The organism is Lentzea sokolovensis, from assembly GCF_033949975.1.
Lineage (GTDB): Bacteria > Actinomycetota > Actinomycetes > Mycobacteriales > Pseudonocardiaceae > Lentzea > Lentzea sokolovensis.
On sequence record NZ_JAXAVU010000008.1, the window covers coordinates 196353 to 216066 of the forward strand.

25 protein-coding genes are annotated in these 19714 nt (G+C 68.6%); 9 read left to right on the top strand and 16 right to left on the bottom strand.

The annotated features are described in order from the left end of the window. Window position 1: 1 nt before the first annotated feature. Both SK854_RS15515 and SK854_RS15520 read left to right on the top strand, forming a co-directional pair. Window positions 2-1504, top strand: a complete 1503-nt coding sequence (locus SK854_RS15515; protein ID WP_319975798.1) for an MFS transporter — start codon at window positions 2-4, stop codon at window positions 1502-1504. Between the two features lie 31 nt (window positions 1505-1535). Continuing rightward, entirely contained in the window at window positions 1536-1970 is a 435-nt protein-coding gene (locus SK854_RS15520; protein ID WP_319975799.1) for a DUF2771 family protein, read from the top strand. A 3-nt stretch (window positions 1971-1973) separates the two neighbouring features. Here SK854_RS15520 and SK854_RS15525 read toward each other — a convergent pair whose 3' ends face one another. Beyond that, the gene (locus SK854_RS15525; RefSeq protein ID WP_319975800.1) at window positions 1974-2558 is read right to left on the bottom strand and encodes an HD domain-containing protein; all 585 of its coding nucleotides are present in this window, start codon (window positions 2556-2558) and stop codon (window positions 1974-1976) included. 13 nt (window positions 2559-2571) lie between these two features. After that, on the bottom strand, window positions 2572-2961 hold the full coding sequence (locus SK854_RS15530; protein ID WP_258947641.1) for a cold-shock protein: 390 nt from the start codon (window positions 2959-2961) through the stop codon (window positions 2572-2574). A gap of 123 nt (window positions 2962-3084) precedes the next feature. Here SK854_RS15530 and SK854_RS15535 point away from each other — a divergent pair, with 123 nt between their 5' ends. Next, a complete protein-coding gene (locus SK854_RS15535; RefSeq protein ID WP_319975801.1) occupies window positions 3085-3288 on the top strand; it encodes a hypothetical protein in 204 nt (67 codons plus the stop codon). On the opposite strand, the gene SK854_RS15540 is transcribed toward SK854_RS15535, so the two are convergent. Beyond that, window positions 3260-3877 carry an HAD family hydrolase gene (locus SK854_RS15540; RefSeq protein ID WP_319975802.1) on the bottom strand — a complete coding sequence of 206 codons (618 nt, stop codon included), beginning with the start codon at window positions 3875-3877 and terminating at the stop codon, window positions 3260-3262. The genes SK854_RS15535 and SK854_RS15540 overlap by 29 nt on opposite strands. 52 nt (window positions 3878-3929) lie before the next feature. Between SK854_RS15540 and SK854_RS15545 the strand changes: the two genes are divergently transcribed. Continuing rightward, entirely contained in the window at window positions 3930-4472 is a 543-nt protein-coding gene (locus SK854_RS15545; protein WP_319975803.1) for a TetR/AcrR family transcriptional regulator, read from the top strand. A gap of 126 nt (window positions 4473-4598) precedes the next feature. Here SK854_RS15545 and SK854_RS15550 read toward each other — a convergent pair whose 3' ends face one another. Then, window positions 4599-5549: a Gfo/Idh/MocA family protein gene (locus tag SK854_RS15550; RefSeq protein WP_319975804.1), complete on the bottom strand. Its 951-nt coding sequence runs from the start codon at window positions 5547-5549 to the stop codon at window positions 4599-4601. Between the two features lie 113 nt (window positions 5550-5662). On the opposite strand from SK854_RS15550, the gene SK854_RS15555 reads away from it, so the two are divergent. After that, a complete protein-coding gene (locus SK854_RS15555) occupies window positions 5663-6037 on the top strand; it encodes a YccF domain-containing protein (RefSeq protein WP_319975805.1) in 375 nt (124 codons plus the stop codon). A 57-nt stretch (window positions 6038-6094) separates the two neighbouring features. On the opposite strand, the gene SK854_RS15560 is transcribed toward SK854_RS15555, so the two are convergent. Next, window positions 6095-6487, bottom strand: a complete 393-nt coding sequence (locus SK854_RS15560; protein ID WP_319975806.1) for a VOC family protein — start codon at window positions 6485-6487, stop codon at window positions 6095-6097. A 106-nt stretch (window positions 6488-6593) separates the two neighbouring features. Between SK854_RS15560 and SK854_RS15565 the strand changes: the two genes are divergently transcribed. Next, window positions 6594-7076, top strand: a complete 483-nt coding sequence (locus SK854_RS15565; protein ID WP_319975807.1) for a DUF3558 family protein — start codon at window positions 6594-6596, stop codon at window positions 7074-7076. Here the strand turns inward: SK854_RS15565 and SK854_RS15570 are convergent. The 4 genes from SK854_RS15570 to SK854_RS15585 are packed head-to-tail and all read right to left on the bottom strand — an operon-like array spanning window position 7073 to window position 10764. Further along, on the bottom strand, window positions 7073-8668 hold the full coding sequence (locus SK854_RS15570; RefSeq protein ID WP_319975808.1) for an AMP-binding protein: 1596 nt from the start codon (window positions 8666-8668) through the stop codon (window positions 7073-7075). The genes SK854_RS15565 and SK854_RS15570 overlap by 4 nt on opposite strands. A 14-nt stretch (window positions 8669-8682) precedes the next feature. Beyond that, the gene (locus tag SK854_RS15575; RefSeq protein ID WP_319976114.1) at window positions 8683-9468 is read right to left on the bottom strand and encodes a metallophosphoesterase; all 786 of its coding nucleotides are present in this window, start codon (window positions 9466-9468) and stop codon (window positions 8683-8685) included. A 53-nt stretch (window positions 9469-9521) separates the two neighbouring features. Then, complete coding sequence (locus SK854_RS15580; protein ID WP_319975809.1) at window positions 9522-10313, bottom strand: HAD-IIA family hydrolase; 792 nt, start codon at window positions 10311-10313, stop codon at window positions 9522-9524. Between the two features lie 4 nt (window positions 10314-10317). Next, the gene (locus tag SK854_RS15585; protein ID WP_319975810.1) at window positions 10318-10764 is read right to left on the bottom strand and encodes a MarR family winged helix-turn-helix transcriptional regulator; all 447 of its coding nucleotides are present in this window, start codon (window positions 10762-10764) and stop codon (window positions 10318-10320) included. 115 nt (window positions 10765-10879) lie between these two features. On the opposite strand from SK854_RS15585, the gene moaA reads away from it, so the two are divergent. Continuing rightward, entirely contained in the window at window positions 10880-11938 is a 1059-nt protein-coding gene (gene moaA, locus SK854_RS15590) for a GTP 3',8-cyclase MoaA (RefSeq protein WP_319975811.1), read from the top strand. A gap of 11 nt (window positions 11939-11949) precedes the next feature. Further along, window positions 11950-12198, top strand: a complete 249-nt coding sequence (locus SK854_RS15595; protein WP_319975812.1) for a MoaD/ThiS family protein — start codon at window positions 11950-11952, stop codon at window positions 12196-12198. A 25-nt stretch (window positions 12199-12223) separates the two neighbouring features. Here the strand turns inward: SK854_RS15595 and SK854_RS15600 are convergent, their stop codons facing one another. Then, window positions 12224-14659, bottom strand: a complete 2436-nt coding sequence (locus SK854_RS15600) for an ATP-binding protein (protein ID WP_319975813.1) — start codon at window positions 14657-14659, stop codon at window positions 12224-12226. A 3-nt stretch (window positions 14660-14662) separates the two neighbouring features. Then, a complete protein-coding gene (locus SK854_RS15605) occupies window positions 14663-15079 on the bottom strand; it encodes a hypothetical protein (RefSeq protein ID WP_319975814.1) in 417 nt (138 codons plus the stop codon). 410 nt (window positions 15080-15489) lie between these two features. On the opposite strand from SK854_RS15605, the gene SK854_RS15610 reads away from it, so the two are divergent. Further along, the gene (locus SK854_RS15610) at window positions 15490-16137 is read left to right on the top strand and encodes a transglycosylase family protein (RefSeq protein WP_319975815.1); all 648 of its coding nucleotides are present in this window, start codon (window positions 15490-15492) and stop codon (window positions 16135-16137) included. 467 nt (window positions 16138-16604) lie between these two features. Here the strand turns inward: SK854_RS15610 and SK854_RS15615 are convergent, their stop codons facing one another. The 5 genes from SK854_RS15615 to SK854_RS15635 all read right to left on the bottom strand — a co-directional run bounded on the left by SK854_RS15615 (window position 16605) and on the right by SK854_RS15635 (window position 19712). After that, a complete protein-coding gene (locus tag SK854_RS15615) occupies window positions 16605-17030 on the bottom strand; it encodes a molybdenum cofactor biosynthesis protein MoaE (RefSeq protein ID WP_319975816.1) in 426 nt (141 codons plus the stop codon). Continuing rightward, entirely contained in the window at window positions 17027-17509 is a 483-nt protein-coding gene (locus tag SK854_RS15620) for a MogA/MoaB family molybdenum cofactor biosynthesis protein (protein WP_319975817.1), read from the bottom strand. The genes SK854_RS15615 and SK854_RS15620 overlap by 4 nt, the downstream gene beginning before the upstream one ends. Continuing rightward, window positions 17506-17979, bottom strand: a complete 474-nt coding sequence (gene moaC / locus SK854_RS15625; protein ID WP_319975818.1) for a cyclic pyranopterin monophosphate synthase MoaC — start codon at window positions 17977-17979, stop codon at window positions 17506-17508. Before moaC ends, SK854_RS15620 begins: the two co-directional genes overlap by 4 nt. Window positions 17980-18027: 48 nt before the next feature. Continuing rightward, entirely contained in the window at window positions 18028-19410 is a 1383-nt protein-coding gene (locus tag SK854_RS15630; protein WP_319975819.1) for an NAD-dependent malic enzyme, read from the bottom strand. 116 nt (window positions 19411-19526) lie between these two features. Further along, window positions 19527-19712 carry a hypothetical protein gene (locus SK854_RS15635; RefSeq protein WP_319975820.1) on the bottom strand — a complete coding sequence of 62 codons (186 nt, stop codon included), beginning with the start codon at window positions 19710-19712 and terminating at the stop codon, window positions 19527-19529. Window positions 19713-19714 lie beyond the last annotated feature (2 nt).

A 19714-nucleotide genomic window follows, 5' to 3' on the forward strand; every position in this document is an offset into this window, starting at 1 on the left:
TGTGACGGACGACCGCGGGCGGAGTGACGGACCGGCTCCGAAGCGCTACCCGTGGCAGGACGACGAGTACCGGCCCCGGGAGCGTCGCGGGCCCGCGTCCGAGCACGGTTTCCAGGCCCCGCCACGCCGTCCCCAGAACACCCGTCCGCTGCCCAACTCCGACCAGCAGACGACCCCCACGCCCAAACCACCGCGCAAGCTCACGGTCACGCGCGTCGCGTGGTTCCGCGGCAAGCAGATCTCGCAGCAGGCCCTCGCGGCGTTCCGGCGCGCGGCCCGCGCCGACGGAGCCGGCAAGTCCGGCATGACGTCGGTCACCTACGCGGTGATGATGAACTACGCCGCCGACGCCGCTATGGCCGTCGCGCTGGCGAACACGCTGTTCTTCTCGGCCGCGTCCGCCGAGTCCAAGACCAAGGTCGCGCTCTACCTGCTGATCACGGTCGCGCCGTTCGCGTTGATCGCGCCGGTGATCGGCCCGCTGCTGGACAAGATCCAGCGCGGCCGGCGGCTCGCGCTGGCGGCGTCGTGCGTGCTGCGGATCGTGCTGTCGGTCGTGATGGCGCTGAACTTCGACAACTGGCTGCTGTACCCGGCTGCGCTGGGCAGCATGGTCCTGTCGAAGTCGTTCACCGTGCTCAAGTCCGCGATCACCCCGCGCGTGCTGCCGCCGGAGATCACGCTGTCCAAGACCAACGCCCGCATGACGATCTTCGGTCTCGCGGCGGGCGGCGTGTTCGGGGCGTTCGCCGCGGGCTTCGCGAACTTGTTCGGCTCGCCGGGCGCGTTGTGGTTCACCGCGGTGCTCTGTCTGGTGAACGCGTGGCTGTGCATGAAGATCCCGTCGTGGGTCGAGGTGACCGAGGGCGAAGTGCCCGCGACGCTCACCCCCAAGGCCGCCAGGCAACCCGTCTCCCGGCACGTCGTGGTCTCGTTGTGGGGCAACGGTTCCATCCGCGTCCTGACCGGCTTCCTGACGCTGTTCGCGGCGTTCGTGATCCGCGAGCAGACCGAGGGCGACGCGGTGCGGCAGTTGCTCCTGCTCGGCGTGATCGCCGGTGCGGCGGGTGTCGGCAGCTTCCTCGGCAACGCGATCGGCGCGCGCCAGCACTTCGCCAAGCCGGACGAGGTGGTCATCGCCTGTGTCGGCACCGCACTGGTGGCCACGATCGTCGCCGCCGCGCTGCCTGGCCTGGTCACCGCGGCCATCGTCGGTCTGCTGGGCGCCACGGCGTCGTCGCTGGCCAAGATCAGCCTCGACGCGGTGATCCAGGACGACATGCCGGAGGAGTCGCGCGCGTCCGCGTTCGGCCGCTCCGAGACGATCCTGCAGCTCGCGTGGGTCTTCGGCGGCGCGCTCGGCGTGCTGCTGCCCGCGACGTTCTGGGTCGGCTTCCTCGTGCTCGCCGTGCTGCTCGCGCTGGGCCTCACGCAGACCTGGATGTACCGCAACGGCACGTCGTTGCAGAGGCTGGTCCGCAGGCCGGCCCCGGTGACCCCGTAGGCTGCCTGACGTGCGTCGACTTGCTTCTGTAATGGCCGCCAGCGTTCTCGTGCTGTCCGGATGTTCGCTCCAGCGGCACGACCCCGAGGTCACGTTCTACGCGAACGGCAAGACCATCCGCATGGAGCCGACGATCTACTGCGACGTCGAGGGCTCCAACTGCGCCGAGAAGAACGAACCCGGCACGCTGAAGGTGCCTGCGGGCAAGGTCGTGCAGATCTCCGTGGACGGACAGCTCGCGGACGGCCTCTGGGAGGTCGTGTGCGTGTACGAGAACGCCGCTCGCGTGCAGGAGGGCTGCACCTCCCCGTTGCTGGGCAAGGGCGAGAACTACACGTACACGCTGGCCGTGCCGAACGACTCCGACCAGCTGGTGCGCATCGAGGTGCACGAGGCGGCCGGCGCGGTGCTGGAGACCGGCCAGCCGCTCATGCGCGGTTCGTGGGTCGTCGACATCACCCGCTGATCATCACCGCCTGCCGAACGCCTCCCACCACTCACTGGGGGCGATCCGCAGCGCGGAGTCCAGCAGAGCCTTGCCGGTGTCGGTGACCACCGACTCCTGCATGGTCTGGATGAAGCGCTCCATCTTCGTGACGCCCGCGGCCTGGTACTCCCTGGCCTGCAACAACAACTCCAGCTTGTCCGCGTCACGCGAACAGCGCGCCTCCGGCGTGTGGTCGAAGCCCTTGGCGGACTCGTGCTCGGCCACCAGCGCCTCGATGTGCGCGGCCAGCGGCGCGGGCAGGTGCTGGACCTGGTCCCGCGCGACCTGTTCCGGCGGCATCTTCACGTCGAGGTAGAGCTTGCCGACGTACGGGATGTCACCGATGCGCGCCTCGGGCACGTCGTGGAAGAGGCCCAAGGTCGCTGCCCTGTCAGGATTCGCGCCCTCCTGCACGGCGATCGCGTACGCCAGAACACCCACCCGGAACGAGTGGGCGGCCACCGACTCGGGGTTCTGCACCCCGGCGAAGAGCCACCCCGCTCTGGGCAGGCGTTTGAGCTGGCCGACCTCGTAGACGAACTCGACGATCCTGTCAGCGTCAGACATGACGCTGATCCTTTTACGGATCGAGGTCCCGCGCCACCACGCGGACGGCCTCGGCGACGAGCTTCATGGTCTTCTTGTCGGACGGGTAGCGGCCGCGGCGCAGGTCAGGCTGGACCTTGTTCTCGAGGAGCCTGATCACTTCCTCGATCAGGCCGTGCAACTCCTCGGCGGGACGGCGCCGCGCCTCCACGACGGACGGCGCCGGGTCGACCAGGCGCACGGACAGCGCCTGCGGGCCGCGGCGGCCCTCAGCCATGCCGAACTCGATGCGCTGGCCGGCCTTGAGGCCTTCGACACCGGCAGGCAGGGCGGCTTTGCGGACGTAGACGTCCTCGCCACCGTCCTGGGTGACGAATCCGAAGCCCTTCTCCGTGTCGTACCACTTGACCTTGCCGGTCGGCACCGCGCTCACCATTCCCTTGTCTGCATGACGAACGCGCCCCAGGCGTACCCAGGACGCGTCCCACCAGAGTAGCCAGAAGACCTTGAAGAAGGCACCTCCGTTAGCGCGACTAGCATCTTCGGCATGACCGTTCCGAAGTTGATGCCGCTGGCCATCGGCCTGTTCGCCGTGGGCGTACTGGCGATCATCGCGGTCTTCGTGCTCTTCGCCCTGGGTCACAGCGACCTGCCCGCGTGGCTGAACTTCGCCGGCACCTACCTGCCCGCGATCGGCCTCGGACTCGGGATCGTCGCGGTGATCAGGAAATCACGCCAGAAGAAGTCCTGAGCCACTCCGGGAACTCGCGCAGGTCCTCCAGCACGACCGCCGCGCCCGCCTCGGTCAGTTCCGCACGCGAGCACGGCCCCGTGACGACGCCGACGCCCAGCGCCCCGGCCGCCCTGGCACCGTTCATGTCGCCGATGTGATCACCGACGTAGACGGCGGCGCCGTGCAGCTTGAGCGACTCGGCCTTGCCCGTCGACCACAGCTCGCCGTAGAGGTGGTCGACCTCCCAGCCCATCGCTTCCAGGTGCAGCGCGGCGTTCTTGCGGTACTTGCCGGTGACGACCATGGTCTGACCACCGAGGTCGCGGACGCACTGCAACGCCGCGGCGGCTCCGGGCAACGCGACCGTGCCGGGAATCACGAGCTCCGGGTACAGGGCGCGGAAGAGCGAGACCATGTCCGGGATCTCCTCCTCGGGCACGCCCATGTCGCGGTAGGTCATGTCGAGGGGCGGGCCGAGGTTCGCCGCGAAGTGCTCGCCGTCGAGGGCGTGCCCGGTGCGGGCACCCACCTCGTTCAGCACGGCGGCCATGCCCGGCCGCGGGTCGATGAGGGTCATGTCCAGGTCGAAGCCCACGGTGAACGGCACAGAACCTCACTCTACGTCTTTACAAAAGCTGTAACTGTGTAAAGGTGAAGCGGTGAGCGACATCACCGAGCTCTTGCTGGACTCGGCCGCCGACCTCTTGGCGGCCCGTGGATTCCACGGGCTGCGCATGATCGAGGTCGCCAGTCGCGCCGGAGTGAGCAGACAGACCGTCTACAACGAGTTCGGCAACAAGGAAGGGCTCGTCCAAGCCGTCGCCGTGCACAAGACGGAGGAGTACCTGACCGGGATCGCGACCCGGCTCAAGGAGGACCCGGACCCGTGGGAGGCGATGCGGTCGGCGTTCCGCTTCACCTTCGAGCAGACCGAGAAGGACCGCCTGGTCTCGGCCGTGCTGACCGGGCAGAACGCCGAGGACCTGCTGCCGTTCATCACGATCCGCGGCCATCCGATCCTGTTCCACGCCACCGAGGTCGTCGAACAGCACCTCAGCAACCACTTCCCCGGACGGCACGTGCGGTTCACGGCGGAGACGACCGTGCGGCTCGCCCTGAGCCATCTGCTGATGCCGAGCGGGGATCTGGACAGCGCGATGGACGCCGTGGTCCGGGTCGCCAGAGTGACGATGGACGCATGATCGGGTCCGGTTGTCGCCGTCTCGCCGGCTGACCTGGCGCCGGTCCGTGACAGGCTCGTTCACGAACCGGCGCTCCGCCACGTTCACCGCTGGGCTGGTGGCCTTCGCGGTGAACGTGGCGTTGATCTACTTGGCGCCGGCGTAGCTGACGCCCATCTGGCGCAGCGCTTCTTCGAGCGTGCGCATGACCTCCAGGGTGTTCTCCCAGGTGATGCGCGGGTTCTCCGTCAGTCCCGCGGCGACGCTCTCCTCGACGGCGCGGATCTGGTGCTGGTAGCCCTCGTCCTCGATCGTGTGCTCGACGCCGTTGATCACCACCGCGGTCGGGTTGAACATCGGGTCGACGAGCTCGATGCGGCCCAGGGTGCCGACGATCTCCGCGCGGGCGCCGGTGTCGGCGACGAGCGAGCAGCTGAGCAATGCGTGGGCACCGTTGTCGTAGGCCAGGAAGATGCCCGCGTCAGCGTCCACTTCGGTCGGTGCGAGGCTGCCGTGCGCGTGGACGTGCGTTGGCACGCCCAGCAATTGATGCGTGAGCGCGACCGGGTAGACACCGAGGTCGAGAGTCGCGCCACCGCCGGCTTCCTTGGCCCACAGGCGATCGCCGTCGCTGAAGGCGTGCCGGAAGCCGAAGTCGGCGCGGATCATCCGCACCTCGCCGATCTCACCGGCTTCGATCGCCTCCTGGACCTTGCGGACCAGCGGGTTGAACCGCGTCCACATGGCCTCCATGAGGAAGAGGTTCTTCGATCGTGCTCGTTCGATCATCTCCTCGGCGTCCGCGACCGTGAGCGCGAAGGCCTTCTCGCACAGCACGTTCTTACCGGCGTCGAGCGCGGCCAGCACGACCTCGTGGTGCTGGCCGTGCGGCGTGGCGACGTAGACGACCTCGACGTCGGGATCGGCGAGCAGGTCGCGGTAGTCGCCGTACGCGCGCTCGATGCCGAAGTTCTCCGCGAACTTCTGGGCCTTGGTGATGTCACGCGAGGACACCGCGAGCACGGTGGCACCCGCCTTGAGCATGTCGGCGGTCACGGCATGCGCGATTCCACCTGTAGCGATCACACCCCACTTCATGAGGCGAGCCTAGTGCCGTGCCTGCCTGCCTCCGCCGCGTCTTCCGGCGCTCAGCGGGCACCGTCCGACCGTCGCAACACGAGGCAAGGCAGCCACGGCACTAGATTGGAGGCATGCGCCTCATCCTGAACGTGATCTGGCTGGTGCTCGCCGGTTTCTGGATGGCCGTCGGCTACGCGGTCGCCGGGCTCATCTGCTGCGTCCTGATCATCACGATCCCGTGGGGCATCGCGTCGTTCCGGATCGCGAACTACGCGCTCTGGCCGTTCGGCCGCGAGGTCGTGGACAAGCCGGGTGCCGGCACCGGATCGCTGCTGGGCAACGTCATCTGGATCATCGTCGCCGGCGTGTGGCTCGCGATCGGCCACGTGATCACCGGTATCGCGCTCTGCGTCACGATCATCGGCATCCCGCTCGGGCTCGCGAACTTCAAGCTGGTGAAGGTCTCGCTGGTGCCGCTGGGCAAGGAGATCATCGAGGTCCCGTGAGGGTTCCCCGCGCCTCGTCGGGGCGAGGCGCGGGGAACCACTCAGTGGCACGAGCTCTCAGGCTTCGCTGTCCAACAGCTCGTGCAGGCACAGGATGTTGCCCTCGGTGTCGGTGAACCACGCCGCGCGTTCGGTGCCCATGACCGCGATGTGGCCGGTGGTCTTGAAGTCGGGCAGGTCGTAGTCCTCGAAGCGCACGCCCTTGCCTTCGAGTTCCGCGATCTCGCCCTCCAGATCGGGCACCTCGAAGCTGATGGCCGTCTGCCGGCTCTGCGCACCCTTCTCGGCTGGCCTCAGTCCCAGCGCGTCACCCTGGCCGAGCGCGAAGATCCGCGTGCCGTCCTCGGTCGTGGTGATGGGCTTGAGGCCGAGCATGTCGGCGTAGAAGCGGCCGGCGCGCTCGGGGTCTTCGACGGGCAGCATCGTCGTGGTTCTGGTGGCAGTGAGCATGCGCGCCTCCTTCGGCGGAATCCACTGATGTTGCGCCGGTCACACCTTTCTCGCAAGAGGTACTTTGACCTGCGGAGATTGTTGATTCACGAGACGATTTCGCTCCGTGAACACTCTGCGCCTCGCCGTGCTCGCCGCTGCTCTCGGGCTGTCCGGATGCGCGATGGCCGGACCTCCGGTCAAGACCGTCGAGCCCTTCGTGACGCCGTCGACGACACCCGCGGACACGCCCGCGTGCCGCCTGTTCGATCCGGCCGACCTGCCCGAGCACCGGTTCCACAACGGGTACGCGAACGCTTCGAGCTGCTTCTGGCTCTCGGACGACTCAGGTCCGCTCTCGGTCAGCCTTCGCGACAGGTCCACGCCCGAGCAGTACCTCGCGAAGCCGGACGGCCTGAAGACCTCCCCGATCACCATCGGCGGGCACTCCGGGCTGCTCGCCGAGAACAGCAGGGGAACGGGCACGTGCGGTGTCGTGCTGACGCATCCCGGCGGCGTCGCGGCCGCGGAAGTCCTCACCGATGCCGGCGGCAGGTCGTGCGAGATCGCCCAGGCCGTGATGAAGGTGATCGAACCGAAGTTGTCCTAGGCGTGCTTCGCGCTGTCGTCGAGGTTCAGCAGCTCCACCGACCTGGCCCGCATCTCCACCTTGCGGATCTTGCCGGTGACCGTCATCGGGAACTCGTCCACCACGTGCACGTACCGCGGGATCTTGTAGTGGGCGAGCTTGCCGGCGCAGAACTCCCGCACGGCCTCGGCGGTCAGCCCGGAGGCCCCGTCGCGCAGGCGCACCCAGGCCATCAGCTCCTCGCCGTACCGGGCGTCGGGCACGCCGATCACCTGGGCGTCGAGCACGTCCGGGTGGGTGTAGAGGAACTCCTCGATCTCGCGCGGGTAGATGTTCTCGCCGCCGCGGATGACCATGTCCTTGATGCGGCCGGTGATGTTCACGTAGTCGTCGTCATCCATCACCGCGAGGTCGCCGGTGTGCATCCAGCCGGCCGGGTCGACGGCCTCCGCGGTCTTCTCCGGCTCGTTCCAGTAGCCGAGCATGACGGAGTAGCCGCGCGTGCACAGCTCCCCCGGCTCACCGCGAGGGACCGTGCGGCCCGTGTCCGGGTCGACGATCTTGACTTCGAGGTGCGGGCCGACCCGGCCGACCGTCCCAACGCGACGGTCGAGGGAGTCGTCCACGCGCGTCTGCGTCGACACCGGGGAGGTCTCGGTCATGCCGTAGCAGATCGAGACCTCGCGCATGCCCATCCGGTCGACGACCTGCTTCATCACCTCGACCGGGCACGGCGAGCCCGCCATGATGCCGGTGCGCAACGACGACAGGTCGTAGCCGTCGACCAGGTCCAGCATCGCGATGAACATCGTCGGCACGCCGTAGAGCGACGTGCACTTCTCTTCCTGAACGGCCGCAAGGGTTTTCGCCGGGTCGAAGGCCGGTGCCGGGATCACGACGCACGCGCCGTGGCTGGTGGCCGCGAGGTTGCCCATGACCATGCCGAAGCAGTGGTAGAACGGCGGCACCACGCAGATGCGGTCGTGCTCGGTGTAGTTGACCAGCTCGCCGACGAAGTAGCCGTTGTTGAGGATGTTGTGGTGCGAGAGCGTCGCACCCTTGGGGAAGCCCGTGGTGCCGGACGTGTACTGGATGTTGATCGGGTCGTCGCGGTCCAGCTCGACGTCCGGGATCTCGTCGCCCGTCCACTGCGGATCGTCGACGAACACGACGTTGCGCAACTCGGTGCAGCGCGGCCGCACCTCTTCGATCATTGCCGCGTAGTCGGACGTCTTGAACGACCGCGCGGACACCAGCGTGTGGATGCCCGCCTGGTTGAGCACGTACTCCAGCTCGTGCACGCGGTACGCCGGGTTGACGTTGACCAGGATCGCGCCGATCCGAGCCGTCGCGTACTGCACGAACACCCACTCGGCGCAGTTCGGCGCCCAGATCCCGACCCGGTCGCCCTTGCGCACCCCGAGCTCGTGCAGCCCGGCGGCGGCCCGGTCGACCTCTGCCGAGAGCTCCGCGTACGTCCATCGTCGATCTGTTGCTTTGTCGACAAGTGCCTCACGGTCGCCGAAGCGCGCGACGGTCGCCGCGAGGTTCGCGTGGATCGTGTCGCCCAGCAGCGGGGCGGCGGACGTGCCCGAGGAGTAGCTGGCGGTCATCCACCAGACGGTAGTCAGGCTTGCGCGTATGGCAAGGGCACGACCAGGCACGGACCGCCGCTGTAGAGGCCCGCGTCGATCGCCAGCACCTTGTCGTCGGCGTAGACGAGAGGCCCGTCGATCTGGTCCGGTGGCACCCCGAGCTGATCCGCGATGACGCTGTGGCCGTGCACGATCGTGCCGCCGCCGAGGGTCGCGAGCAGCTCGTCCGCGATTTCCGGCCCCTGCGGACCCCGGAACGCGTACCGGGTCGTCATCTTGCGCCAGCACTCCCACCAGTCGACGAGGTCGTCGCCCTTGAGCACGTGCCGGACGGCCTCGTTGACCTCTTCGATCGAGGACCCCCATTCGAGGTAGGCCACCGTGTCGGAGTGCATCAGCAGGTGGTCGTCGCGCAGCTTCAGCACCGGCCGGTTGGTGAGCCACTCGACGTGCTCGTCGGTCAGCCGGTCCTGGTCGCTGCGCAGCCCGCCGTTGAGCAGCCAGCTGCGCGCGAACGACCGCGGCCCCATGCTGTCGGGCACCTGCTCGTCGCCGAACCGGTGCATGCCGAGCAGCAGGACCTCGTGGTTGCCGATCAACGAGCTGACCGAGCCACCGGCCTCCGCCGCCTCCTCGCCGAGGCGCATGACCAGGTCGATCACGCCCACCCCGTCGGGCCCGCGGTCCACGAAGTCGCCGAGGAACCACAGCTCGGCCTCGCCACCCACCCAGTGACCGTCCTCGTCGCACAGCTCGGCGACGTGCAGGGCTCTGGTCAGTTCTGCGAGGTGCCCGTGCACGTCACCCACGACGTACATAGGGCGTCGATCCGTGTCCACCTCCGCGACGATAGGTGATGAACCCTCGCGCGTCAGTGGTCAGTCCAGTCGCCGAACGGGTCCTGAGAGTGACCGACGAGCTCCGCGATCGACTTCAGCACGCGCGTCGGCCGGTACGGGAACATCTCGGCGCTCTCGGCCGAGAAGACGCCGGACAGCACGAGGATGGTCGACAGGCCCGCTTCCAGGCCCGAACGCACGTCGGTGTCCATGCGGTCGCCGATCATCAGCGCGTTCTCGGAGTGCGAGCCCAGTGCGCGCAGGGCCGAGCGCATCATCAACGGGTTCGGCTTGCCGACGTAATAAGGCTCACGGCCGGTGGCGCGCTCGATCAACGCCGCCACGGCGCCGGTCGCGGGCAGCGAGCCCTCGCGCGACGGGCCGGTCGCGTCGGGGTTGGTCGCGATGAACTTCGCGCCCTCCTCGACCAGGCGGATGGCCTTGGTGATCGCGGTGAAGCTGTAGGTGCGGGTCTCGCCGAGCACCACGTAGTCCGGGTCGCGGTCGGTCAGCACGTAGCCGATCTCGTGCAGCGCGGTGGTGAGGCCGGCCTCGCCGATGACGAACGCCGAGCCGTTCGGGCGCTGCGAGTCGAGGAACCTGGCTGTGGCCAGCGCGGACGTCCAGATTGACTTCTCCGGGATGTCCAGGCCGGTGCGCAGCAGACGCGCGCGCAGGTCCCGCGGCGTGTAGATGGAGTTGTTCGTGAGCACGAGGAACGGGGTCTCGGCGGCGCGAAGCTCCGCGACCAGCTCGTCCGCTCCCGGGATCAGGTGCTCCTCGTGCACGAGGACGCCGTCCATGTCCATCAAGTAGTGCCACATGGGTCTAAGTATCGATCACGCGGGCGCGGAACGTCGCGATCTGGAGCTGGAGATAACGTTCGATCACCTGGAGTTCATCGTCGCCGAAGTGGCCGAGCACCTCGATGAGGCTCTGCCGGGCCTCCTCGAACAGCTGCCCGAACTTCTCCACGTCGCCGACCGTGACCTCGACCAGCACCTTGCGGCGATCGTGCGGATCCCGGACACGGCGGACGAAACCGGCGTGTTCGAGGCGGTCGATCACGCCGGTGACGGCGCCGGTGGAGAGCCCGGAGAGCTCGGCGAGGCGACCGGCCGTGATCGGCCCCTCGGCCCTCATCGCCAGGTCGATGCACTTCTCGTCGGTCGCGGACAGGCCCATCCTGGCGGCGACCTTCGTGTGGAACATGACGGTGAGCGCGCTCTGCTCCCGCATGTACCAGGTGAACCTCTCGAGCACTTCAGGTTCCATGTTGAACATCTTAGCCGCTAAGACAATTGGTTGTCAGAGTGCTCCAAACGGGCAGAGAGTGAGAAACCTCGTTTGTGGAGTCACCTACAGCAGGTTGTTCATTAAGCTAAATAGGGTGACAGCAGTGGAGTTGGGACTACCCATCGTGCGCGGCACCCCTGACGTGTCCGCACGTCCGGACTCGCCGCTCCTGGTCGACAGGTTCGGCCGGGTGGCGAAGGACCTCCGCGTCTCGCTGACCGACCGGTGCAACCTGCGCTGCACCTACTGCATGCCCGCCGAGGGCCTCGACTGGCTGCAGAAGGACGAGCTGCTCACCGACGACGAACTGATCCGGCTCATGCGGATCGCGGTCGTCGACCTGGGCGTGACGGACATCAGGTTCACCGGCGGCGAGCCGTTGCTGCGGCGCGGCCTGGAGCAGGTCATCGCCGCGACGGCCGCGCTGGAGCCCCGTCCGCGCATGTCGATGACGTCGAACGGCATCGGCCTCAAGCGCAGGGCCCAGTCGCTCAAGGACGCCGGCCTGAACCGCATCAACGTCTCGCTCGACACCCTCGACCCCGACCGGTTCGCGACACTGACCAGGCGCGACCGCATCACGGACGTGCTGGACGGCCTGGACGCCGCCCGCGAGGCCGGGCTGGAACCGGTGAAGGTCAACTCCGTGCTGATGCGCGGACTGAACGAGGACGAGGCCGTCCCGCTGCTGCGGTTCTGCGTCGAGAACGGCTACCAGTTGCGGTTCATCGAACAGATGCCGCTCGATGCGCAGCACGGCTGGACGCGCACGAACATGGTCACGGCCGATGAGATCCTCACGATGCTCTCGTCCGCGTACACGCTGACGCCGGAGGAGACCCCGCGCGGCGGTGCTCCCGCGGAACGCTGGCTGGTCGACGGCGGCCCCGCGGTCGTCGGCGTGATCGCGTCGGTGACCAGGCCGTTCTGCGCCGCCTGCGACCGCACCCGGCTCACCTCGGACGGCCAGATCCGCAACTGCCTGTTCAGCCAGGGCGAGACCGACCTGCGCGCGCTGCTGCGCGACGGCTCGCCCGACTCCGCGATCGCTGACGCCTGGCGAGCCACGATGTGGGCCAAGGCGGCCGGTCACGGCATCAACGACGCGGGCTTCTCGCAGCCCGACCGCCCCATGAGCGCCATCGGAGGATGACAGTGACGGCCGTGAAGATCCGCTATTTCGCGGGCGCCCGCGCCGCGGCCGGGGTCTCCGACGAGGACCTGTTGCTCGACACCTCCGAACCCACCGTGGCGCTCGTGGTCAGCACCATCGGCGAACGGCACGGCTCGAAGCTCGGCAAGGTCCTCGCCGCGTCGAGCTTCCTGCTGGACGGCGTCGCGGTCCGCGACACGTCGGTGCGCGTGCCGGCGGGCTCCCAGCTGGACGTGCTGCCGCCGTTCGCGGGCGGCTGACCAGCGGGGAACGTTCCGGGCAACGTCATCGGGCAGCTTTCACCTCGGCCAGTTCGCGGTCCCAGAGATGGCATTCGGTCTCTTCGGCGAGCGCCTGAGCCTCCTGCGCGGTCCGGTCCGCCGCGTCGTGCTCGCCCAGTGAACGCTGGATGGCCGCCGTGACGACGAGGACGCGCACGAGACGTATCCGCAGCTCTCCGCTCTCCGCCCGTTCCCTGGCCCGCAGAGCGAGCTCCAGGCCCTCCCTCAGCTCCCCGGCCGCGTGGTGGTCTGCGGCCAGGCCCGCCAGGTTGTCCACCTCGCCGCGCAGGTAGCCGTTCTTGACGCTGATCGACAAGCCGTCCCCGTGCGACTCGAACGCCTTGTCGAGATCGCCGAGTCCTCGATACGCCTCACCGATGTTGTCGAAGAGGTCGGCCTCCTCCCGCTGCTGGTTGCCGTCCTGCACGATCCGCAACGCCCGGAGGTAGGCGTCGAGCGCCTCCTGCCACTGGCCGCGCACGAGCGCGGTCATCGCTCCGGCCGTGTTCGCGGCCGACAGGTGGGCGAGCGCGGGCGGGAGGCCGGCCCGCACGGCAGCGGCTTCGGCGACGATCTGCGCGGAGCGGTCGAACTCGCCCATGGTCTCGAGGACCTCGGTCATCGCGTCCAGCGCGTAGACCCGCAGATGCGTGATGTCGAGCTCCACGGCCAGTTCGAGCGCGCGCTCGGCGTTGGCGAGCGAGGCCGACAACGGGCCCAGGTCGCGGTAGATGCCGCCGAGGTTGAACAGCACGACCGGGTTGCGCGGCTGCAGTTCGCGCGCCTGGGTGAGCACGTCGACGCCGTCGCGCAGCCGGCCGAGCTGCGAGTAGGCGATGCCGCTGTTGATCAGCAACGACACCAGCATCTTGTCGTCGGGGTGCCGCCGCAGCAGCTCGCGCGCCCGGCCGAACTCCACGACCGCGTCGGCGAGCTGACTGACCGAGAAATGGGCGAGGCCGATGCTGCCGTGCATCACCGCCTGCGCCAGGACGTCGCCGGCCTCCCGCGCGGCCGCGAGACCCGCCCTGGCCGCCACGAACCAGTCGACCCGGTAGGACTGGAAGTAGAAGTAGCCGCGCAACGCGTCCGCGAGCAGCCACGCCACCGGTGCGGGACTCGCCTGCGGCACGGCGGCGACGATGTTGCCGCGCTCGGCGTCGAACCACGCGAGCGCGTCCTCCTGGGTGCCGAAGTCGTGCCTCGGCAGGCCACCGGGCAGCTCCGGCAGCGGCATGCGGGCGAAGTCGGGGTTGGTCGTCCTGGCCGCGGCCTCTGCGTTGAGGAGGTAGTAGTCGAAGAGCCTCGTTCGCGCGCCCTGCTCGGCGGTGAAGCGCAACGCGTACATGCGGAGGAGGTCGTGCAGGCTGTACCGGTTGTCGTTGCGCTGCACGAGGTTCGCGTCCACGAGCTGCTGGAGCGGCTCGTCGGCCGGCTCGTCCCCGCCGAGCAGCGCGGTGGCCGCCTCGACGCCGAAGTCCTGGCCGGGAACGAGCCCCAGCAACCGGAACAACCGTTGCGCCAGAACGGGTTGCGCCTTGTACGAGAGGTCGAACGTGGCGTTGACGGCCGCGTCGCCCTCGATCTCCAGCACGTCGAGCCGGTCGTCGCCGCGCAGGTCGGCGAGGTAGTCGGAGAGGTGGCCCGCCGCCACGTTCGCGGCGGCGATGCGCAACGCCAGCGGCAGGTGCGCGCAGAGCCTGACCAGTTCCGCCCGGTCGTCCGGACTGCCGGAGATCCGCATCCTGGCAAGGAGTTCCTGGGCCTCGTCCTCCGCGAACACGGCCAGTTTGATCTGCGCGTGCTCGGACAGGTCATTCCGGCTGGTGACGATCACCCGGCAGTTCGGGCCGTGCGGCAGCAGCGGGCCGAGCAGCTCGCCGGTGGCGTTGTCGATCACGACGAGCACCGCGCGGTCCGCCGTCATCTTGCGGAACAGCGCGGACTGCGCGTCGAGCTCGACGGGAACGTCCTCGGCACCGAGCGCGCGCAGGAACCGGTGCAGCGCCTGGTTCGGGGTGAGCGCGGCCCCTTCCGCGAACGCGCGGAGGTTCACGTACAGCTGACCGTCCGGGAACCGCTCGCTCAGCCGGTGCGCGACGTGGACCGCGAGCGAGGTCTTGCCGACCCCCGGCGGCCCGGTGATCGCGAGCACCGGGGCCGTGCCGGCCAGTGCCTGGGCGATCTTCTCGTCACGGCCCACGAAGTCCGGCAGGTCGGCGGGCAGCTGGCGCGGCCCCGGCTTGCGCACGACCAGCCGGTAGCCGGAGGGCTCGGTGATCACCTGCTCGGTGGCGCGCAGCCGTCGCACGAGGTTGCGCAGGGCCTGCTTGGGATTCGCGGGCCGGCGGTCGCGCCAGACGGCGTCGATCAGCTCGTCGAACGGCACGGGCTGACCTGGTGCGGCAGCCAGGGCTGCGCGGAGCGCGTCGATCCTCATGTCTCAGATCTTGGCGTGCCCCCGCCTCTTCCGGTCGCGCCGCCGGCTCTTGGCCTGCCGATAGTACTGGTTCGACGGAGCGAGGAAGATCAGCACCGTGCCCGCCACGAAGAAGACAGTGCCGATCACGGAGTAGCTCGCGGCCTGGCCCACGTCCGGGTCACCCAGGTTCACGAAGCCGCCTGGAGCCCGCTGGAGGGCCAGGAAGGCCAGCAGGACCACCGACGTGATGCGGGCCCGGTCGAATCGGATCGCCAGGAGGCAGAACACCCAGGCGATCGAGTGCGGCCCGCTGCTCCCGCCCGCCAACCCCGTGAGGTTCTGCACGGTCATCGCGAACAGCAGTGCCGCCGGCGGCAGCGGCACCAGGGCGATGATCAACACTCGGGGTCGTTCCGGACGCTGAGCCGGCTCGGTCATGCGGTCGGCGTGGCGTCCCTTTCAGGAGACCGGTCCCCGCCTCCGATGGCCCAGTGCGCGTGAGCCACGCCTCACTTTCCGTAATAGTTTTCGCCCGATCTCAGAATGGAAACGGACCGATAACGACACCTCTGACCTGCTAGTTTGTAGGCCTTGCACAACACTCCATATTGTTACTGTGATGCGCGTCACAGCCGCAAACATTTGGTGAGGGCCCCGCCGGTTACGTACGGTCGCTCCTCGGCTGGCCCCGAACCGGCCACGAGCACTACCGGAGCACCAGCACCGAGCCCAGTCCGAGGGTGTTCCGGAACAACCCCGAGCGAGAGAAACCGCCGGACTGGGACGCAGGAACGTACCGGGCCCCGAACCCGAGTTCCTGGCAGCAGGTGCGGTGGACCGAGAGGCACATGGCTTTCAACCGAGGCAAGCAGGGCAAGCAGAGTTCCGCCGCTCGCACTATCGCCAAGGTCGCGGCTGTCGGCATCATCGCCGGCGCCCCTCTAGGCCTGGCCGTTGGCACCGCCAACGCCGCCCCTGGAATGGACTGGGACGCACTCGCGCAGTGCGAGGCCAGTGGCAACTGGGCCGCCAACACCGGCAACGGCTACTACGGGGGCCTGCAGTTCACGCAGGGCACCTGGAACGCCAACGGCGGCCAGGGCAACCCGGCCAACGCCTCCCGCGAGGAGCAGATCCGCGTGGCGGAGAACGTGCTCCGCACGCAGGGCTCGCAGGCGTGGCCCGCCTGCAGCGCCAAGCTCGGCGCCTACGTGGGCAAGAGCGCCCCGGCCCCGAAGCAGCAGGCGCAGCCGCAGCAGCGCAAGGCTCAGCCGCAGCAGCGCCAGTCCGCACCGGTGCAGCAGGCGCCGGTCGTGGCGCTCGCGGGTTCGAAGACGAACCCGGCCGGCAACTACGAGATCAAGGCGGGCGACACCCTGTCGAAGATCGCCGATGCCAACAAGGTCACCGGCGGCTACCAGGCCATCGTGGAGAAGAACAAGGACTTCCTCACGAACCCCGACCTGATCTTCCCGGGCCACAAGATCCTGATCTGAGTCTTCCCAGACTCGGACCGATTCACCTCGGATCTGACAGGCCGCACGAACGCCAGCCCTTCTGACGCGGGCTGACACAGGACCAGGGATCTCACCGTTACCCCCCGACGGTGAGGTCCCTGCCTGCGTCTCCGGACAACGCTGGAACGCACCAACGCACGCAGGGCGACCCCTCCGCTGGAACGCGACGGGCCAACACAAGCCGACCCGCGCGGTGCCACCAGGCGCGGCCCACGCAAGGCAACCTCGTACGAAGCCTGGTGTGGCGATGCGAAGCGAGCCGTGTGAACCTCTGCCGCCTGGGATGCGGTGCACCCCGCTCATGGCGATCGGGGCTTTACCTTGAGTGGGCGGGATGCTCCCCTCTCGGACACGGCCGGGCGCTTTTCAGCTCGGCCTTTTCCGGCCGTCCAAGCAAGGCGACTGAACGTCAGGAACGCGACCAACCCCGCTGCAACGCAACGACCTCAGGGGCAGTTGACCCACTCGTCCTCGCCGCCAGGAAACACCTGCCGCTTCCACACCGGCAACCGAGCCTTGACCTCGTCCACCAGGTCAGCACAGAGGGAAAACGCTTCCCCCCGATGCTCCGCGGCCACCGCACAGGCCAGCGCCACATCCCCGATCTTCAACGGCCCGACCCGGTGCGAAACAGCAATCCCGTGCACCCCGGAGTACTTCTCAGCCAGGGAAGCCACAACCTCGGCCACCACATCCGAAGCAGACGGATGCGAGTGGTACTCCAACTCCAGCACCGTCCGTCCACCGTCGTGATCCCGCACAACGCCGGAAAAGGTGACCACAGCCCCGGCCCGGTCAGACCCGACGAGCGCGGCATGCTCCTCAACCGACAACGGCTCCTCGGTCACAACGGCCCGCAGCACAACGCTCATTTGTGGTCACCTCCACGCAGCTGGTCGAGAGCATGCTCAACGACCGAAGCCAACACGTCCAGCCCGTCACGCACTCCCCCGGTGGACCCAGGCAGGTTGACGACCAACGTCCGCCCGGCCACCCCGGCCACCCCACGCGACAACACGGACCCGGGCACACGCGGCCACCCGGACATCCGAATCACGTCGGCCAGCCCGGGCACCTCGTAGTCCAGCACGGCACGGGTCGCCTCAGGAGTCCGGTCGGTCGGGTTGATCCCGGTCCCACCGGTGGTCAGAACAAGATCGGCCCCAGCAGAGACAGCATCGACCAGCGCCTCACGAACCGGCTCACCGTCCGGCACGACCACCGGCTCGGAAACCGAGAACCCGCGCGACGCAAGCCATTCGACGATCAACGGTCCGCTGCGATCGGCGTAGACCCCGGCGGCAGCACGGTTGGAGGCCGTGATCACCACGGCCTTCAGAGCAGCACTCACGGGCGCTCCCACAGACCGGACTTGCCGCCTTCCTTGCGCTCCACCCGAACCGCGTCCAACGACGCGGCAGGGTCGACCGACTTCACCATGTCGTGCAGCGTCAGGCCGGCCACGGACACCGCGGTCAGGGCCTCCATCTCGACGCCGGTGCGGTCGGTGGTGCGGACCGTGGCCGTGATCAGCACGGAGTCCGAGGCCAGGGCCAGGTCCACCACCACCGACGACAACGAGATCGGGTGGCACAGGGGCACGAGTTCCCAGGTGCGCTTCGCGGCCATGATGCCGGCGATCCTGGCCGTGGCCAGGGCGTCGCCCTTGGGCAGGCCGTCGGCGCCCAGCAACGCCACCACCTCGGCGGTCGTGTGCAGGATCCCGGTGGCCACGGCGGTCCGGGTGGTCTGCTCCTTGCCGGAGACGTCGACCATCCGGGCCGCGCCGTGGGAGTCCAGGTGGGTGAACTGCTTGGTCATACGGCGATCGTATGCCTGCCCTGGGCATACAGCTGGTGCGTAAAGGCCTTAGGAAGTCGCAGCCTTGCGCACCGATTCGGCCACGGCCGGAGCAACGGTGCTGTCGAAGACCGACGGGACGATGAACGACGCGTTCAGGCGGTCGCCGTCCACCACGTCCGCGATGGCCTGCGCGGCGGCCAGCAGCATCGCGTCGGTGATGGTGCGGGCGTGCGCGTCCAGCAGGCCGCGGAAGACGCCGGGGAACGCCAGCACGTTGTTGATCTGGTTCGGGAAGTCCGAGCGGCCGGTCGCGACGACGGCGGCGTGCTGCTGGGCCTCCATCGGGTCGATCTCCGGGTCCGGGTTGGCCAGCGCGAACACGATGGCGTCCTTGGCCATCGTCGCCACCTGGTCCGCGCCGAACAGGTTGGGGGCCGAGACGCCGATGAACACGTCGGAACCGACCAGCGCGTCGTGCAGGCGGCCGGACTCGTTGCCCTTGTTCGTGGTCGCGGCGATGGACTTCAGGTTCGAGTCCAGGCCGGGACGGTCGCGGTGCACGATGCCGTCGACGTCCACGGCGATGATGTCGCCGGGCGACTGGGCCTGCAGCAGGCGGATGATCGCGGAACCGGCCGCGCCGACACCGCAGACCGTGATGCGGCAGTTCTTGATGTCCTTCTTCACGACGCGCAGGGCGTTGCGCAGAGCGGCGACGACGACGATCGCCGTGCCGTGCTGGTCGTCGTGGAACACCGGGATGTCGAGCTTCTCGCGCAGGCGGGCCTCGATCTCGAAGCAGCGCGGCGCGGAGATGTCCTCGAGGTTGATGCCGCCGTACACGGGAGCGATGAGCTCGACCGCGCGGATGATCTCCTCGGTGTCCTGGGTGTCCAGGCAGACCGGCCAGGCGTCGACGCCGGCGAACTTCTTGAACAGCGCGGCCTTGCCCTCCATCACGGGCAGGGCGGCGGCGGGGCCGAGGTTGCCGAGGCCCAGCACCGCGGACCCGTCGGTCACCACGGCGACGGTGTTGCGCTTGATGGTCAGGCGGCGCGCGTCGTCCGGGTTCTTGGCGATGGCCTCGCACACGCGGGCGACACCCGGCGTGTACGCGCGGGACAGGTCGTCACGGTTGCGCAGCGGCACCTTGGACGCGATCTCGATCTTGCCGCCGAGGTGCACGAGGAACGTGCGGTCCGACACCTTGCGGACGACGATGCCGGGCAACGTCTCCAGCGTGTCGGTGATGTCCTTGGCGTGGTTCGCGGACAGGGCGTTGCACGTGAGGTCGATGACGACGCGGTCGTTGTGCGACTCGACGACGTCGAACGCCGTGATCACACCGCCGGCGCGGCCGACGGCCGAGGTGAGGTCACCCGCGGCGCTCGCTGACGGCGGCGCCTCCAGACGAACGGTGATCGAGTAACCAGGGCCGGGGACCGGCATCGTCGTCCTCCCACGAAGTACAGCTCAAGCGGGAAGTGAGCCTATCCCCGGGCCCATTGCGGTACGCACGCGACTCGGCAGTCTTAAGACCGCCCTGACAGTCCGATGAGGACCGATCAGGATTTGTTGATCTCGGTCACCGGGTGCGTGTACGGGAGGTTCTCCACCGGCAGCGGGAACGTCACCGTGCCGAACGGGGAGAGCGCACCCTGCACGTCGCTGGTCAGTTCGGTGACGGGGTGGCCGCCGTCGGGACCTTCCGGCCAGTGCGGGTCGACCCGTCCAGGGCGTCCTTTCGCCACGT

Excerpts from the sequence above, each read along its gene's own strand:
- SK854_RS15615 (WP_319975816.1), bottom strand. The coding sequence starts at position 17,030 with ATGAGCGTTGTGCTGCGGGCCGTTGTGACCGAGGAGCCGTTGTCGGTT.
- SK854_RS15610 (WP_319975815.1), top strand. The coding sequence starts at position 15,490 with ATGGCTTTCAACCGAGGCAAGCAGGGCAAGCAGAGTTCCGCCGCTCGC.
- SK854_RS15605 (WP_319975814.1), bottom strand. The coding sequence starts at position 15,079 with ATGACCGAGCCGGCTCAGCGTCCGGAACGACCCCGAGTGTTGATCATC.
- SK854_RS15555 (WP_319975805.1), top strand. The coding sequence starts at position 5,663 with ATGCGCCTCATCCTGAACGTGATCTGGCTGGTGCTCGCCGGTTTCTGG.
- SK854_RS15570 (WP_319975808.1), bottom strand. The coding sequence starts at position 8,668 with ATGACCGCCAGCTACTCCTCGGGCACGTCCGCCGCCCCGCTGCTGGGC.
- SK854_RS15535 (WP_319975801.1), top strand. The coding sequence starts at position 3,085 with ATGACCGTTCCGAAGTTGATGCCGCTGGCCATCGGCCTGTTCGCCGTG.
- SK854_RS15585 (WP_319975810.1), bottom strand. The coding sequence starts at position 10,764 with ATGGAACCTGAAGTGCTCGAGAGGTTCACCTGGTACATGCGGGAGCAG.
- SK854_RS15525 (WP_319975800.1), bottom strand. The coding sequence starts at position 2,558 with ATGTCTGACGCTGACAGGATCGTCGAGTTCGTCTACGAGGTCGGCCAG.
- SK854_RS15600 (WP_319975813.1), bottom strand. The coding sequence starts at position 14,659 with ATGAGGATCGACGCGCTCCGCGCAGCCCTGGCTGCCGCACCAGGTCAG.
- moaC (WP_319975818.1), bottom strand. The coding sequence starts at position 17,979 with ATGACCAAGCAGTTCACCCACCTGGACTCCCACGGCGCGGCCCGGATG.
- SK854_RS15550 (WP_319975804.1), bottom strand. The coding sequence starts at position 5,549 with ATGAAGTGGGGTGTGATCGCTACAGGTGGAATCGCGCATGCCGTGACC.
- SK854_RS15580 (WP_319975809.1), bottom strand. The coding sequence starts at position 10,313 with ATGTGGCACTACTTGATGGACATGGACGGCGTCCTCGTGCACGAGGAG.
- SK854_RS15575 (WP_319976114.1), bottom strand. The coding sequence starts at position 9,468 with ATGTACGTCGTGGGTGACGTGCACGGGCACCTCGCAGAACTGACCAGA.
- SK854_RS15520 (WP_319975799.1), top strand. The coding sequence starts at position 1,536 with ATGGCCGCCAGCGTTCTCGTGCTGTCCGGATGTTCGCTCCAGCGGCAC.
- SK854_RS15560 (WP_319975806.1), bottom strand. The coding sequence starts at position 6,487 with ATGCTCACTGCCACCAGAACCACGACGATGCTGCCCGTCGAAGACCCC.
- SK854_RS15630 (WP_319975819.1), bottom strand. The coding sequence starts at position 19,410 with ATGCCGGTCCCCGGCCCTGGTTACTCGATCACCGTTCGTCTGGAGGCG.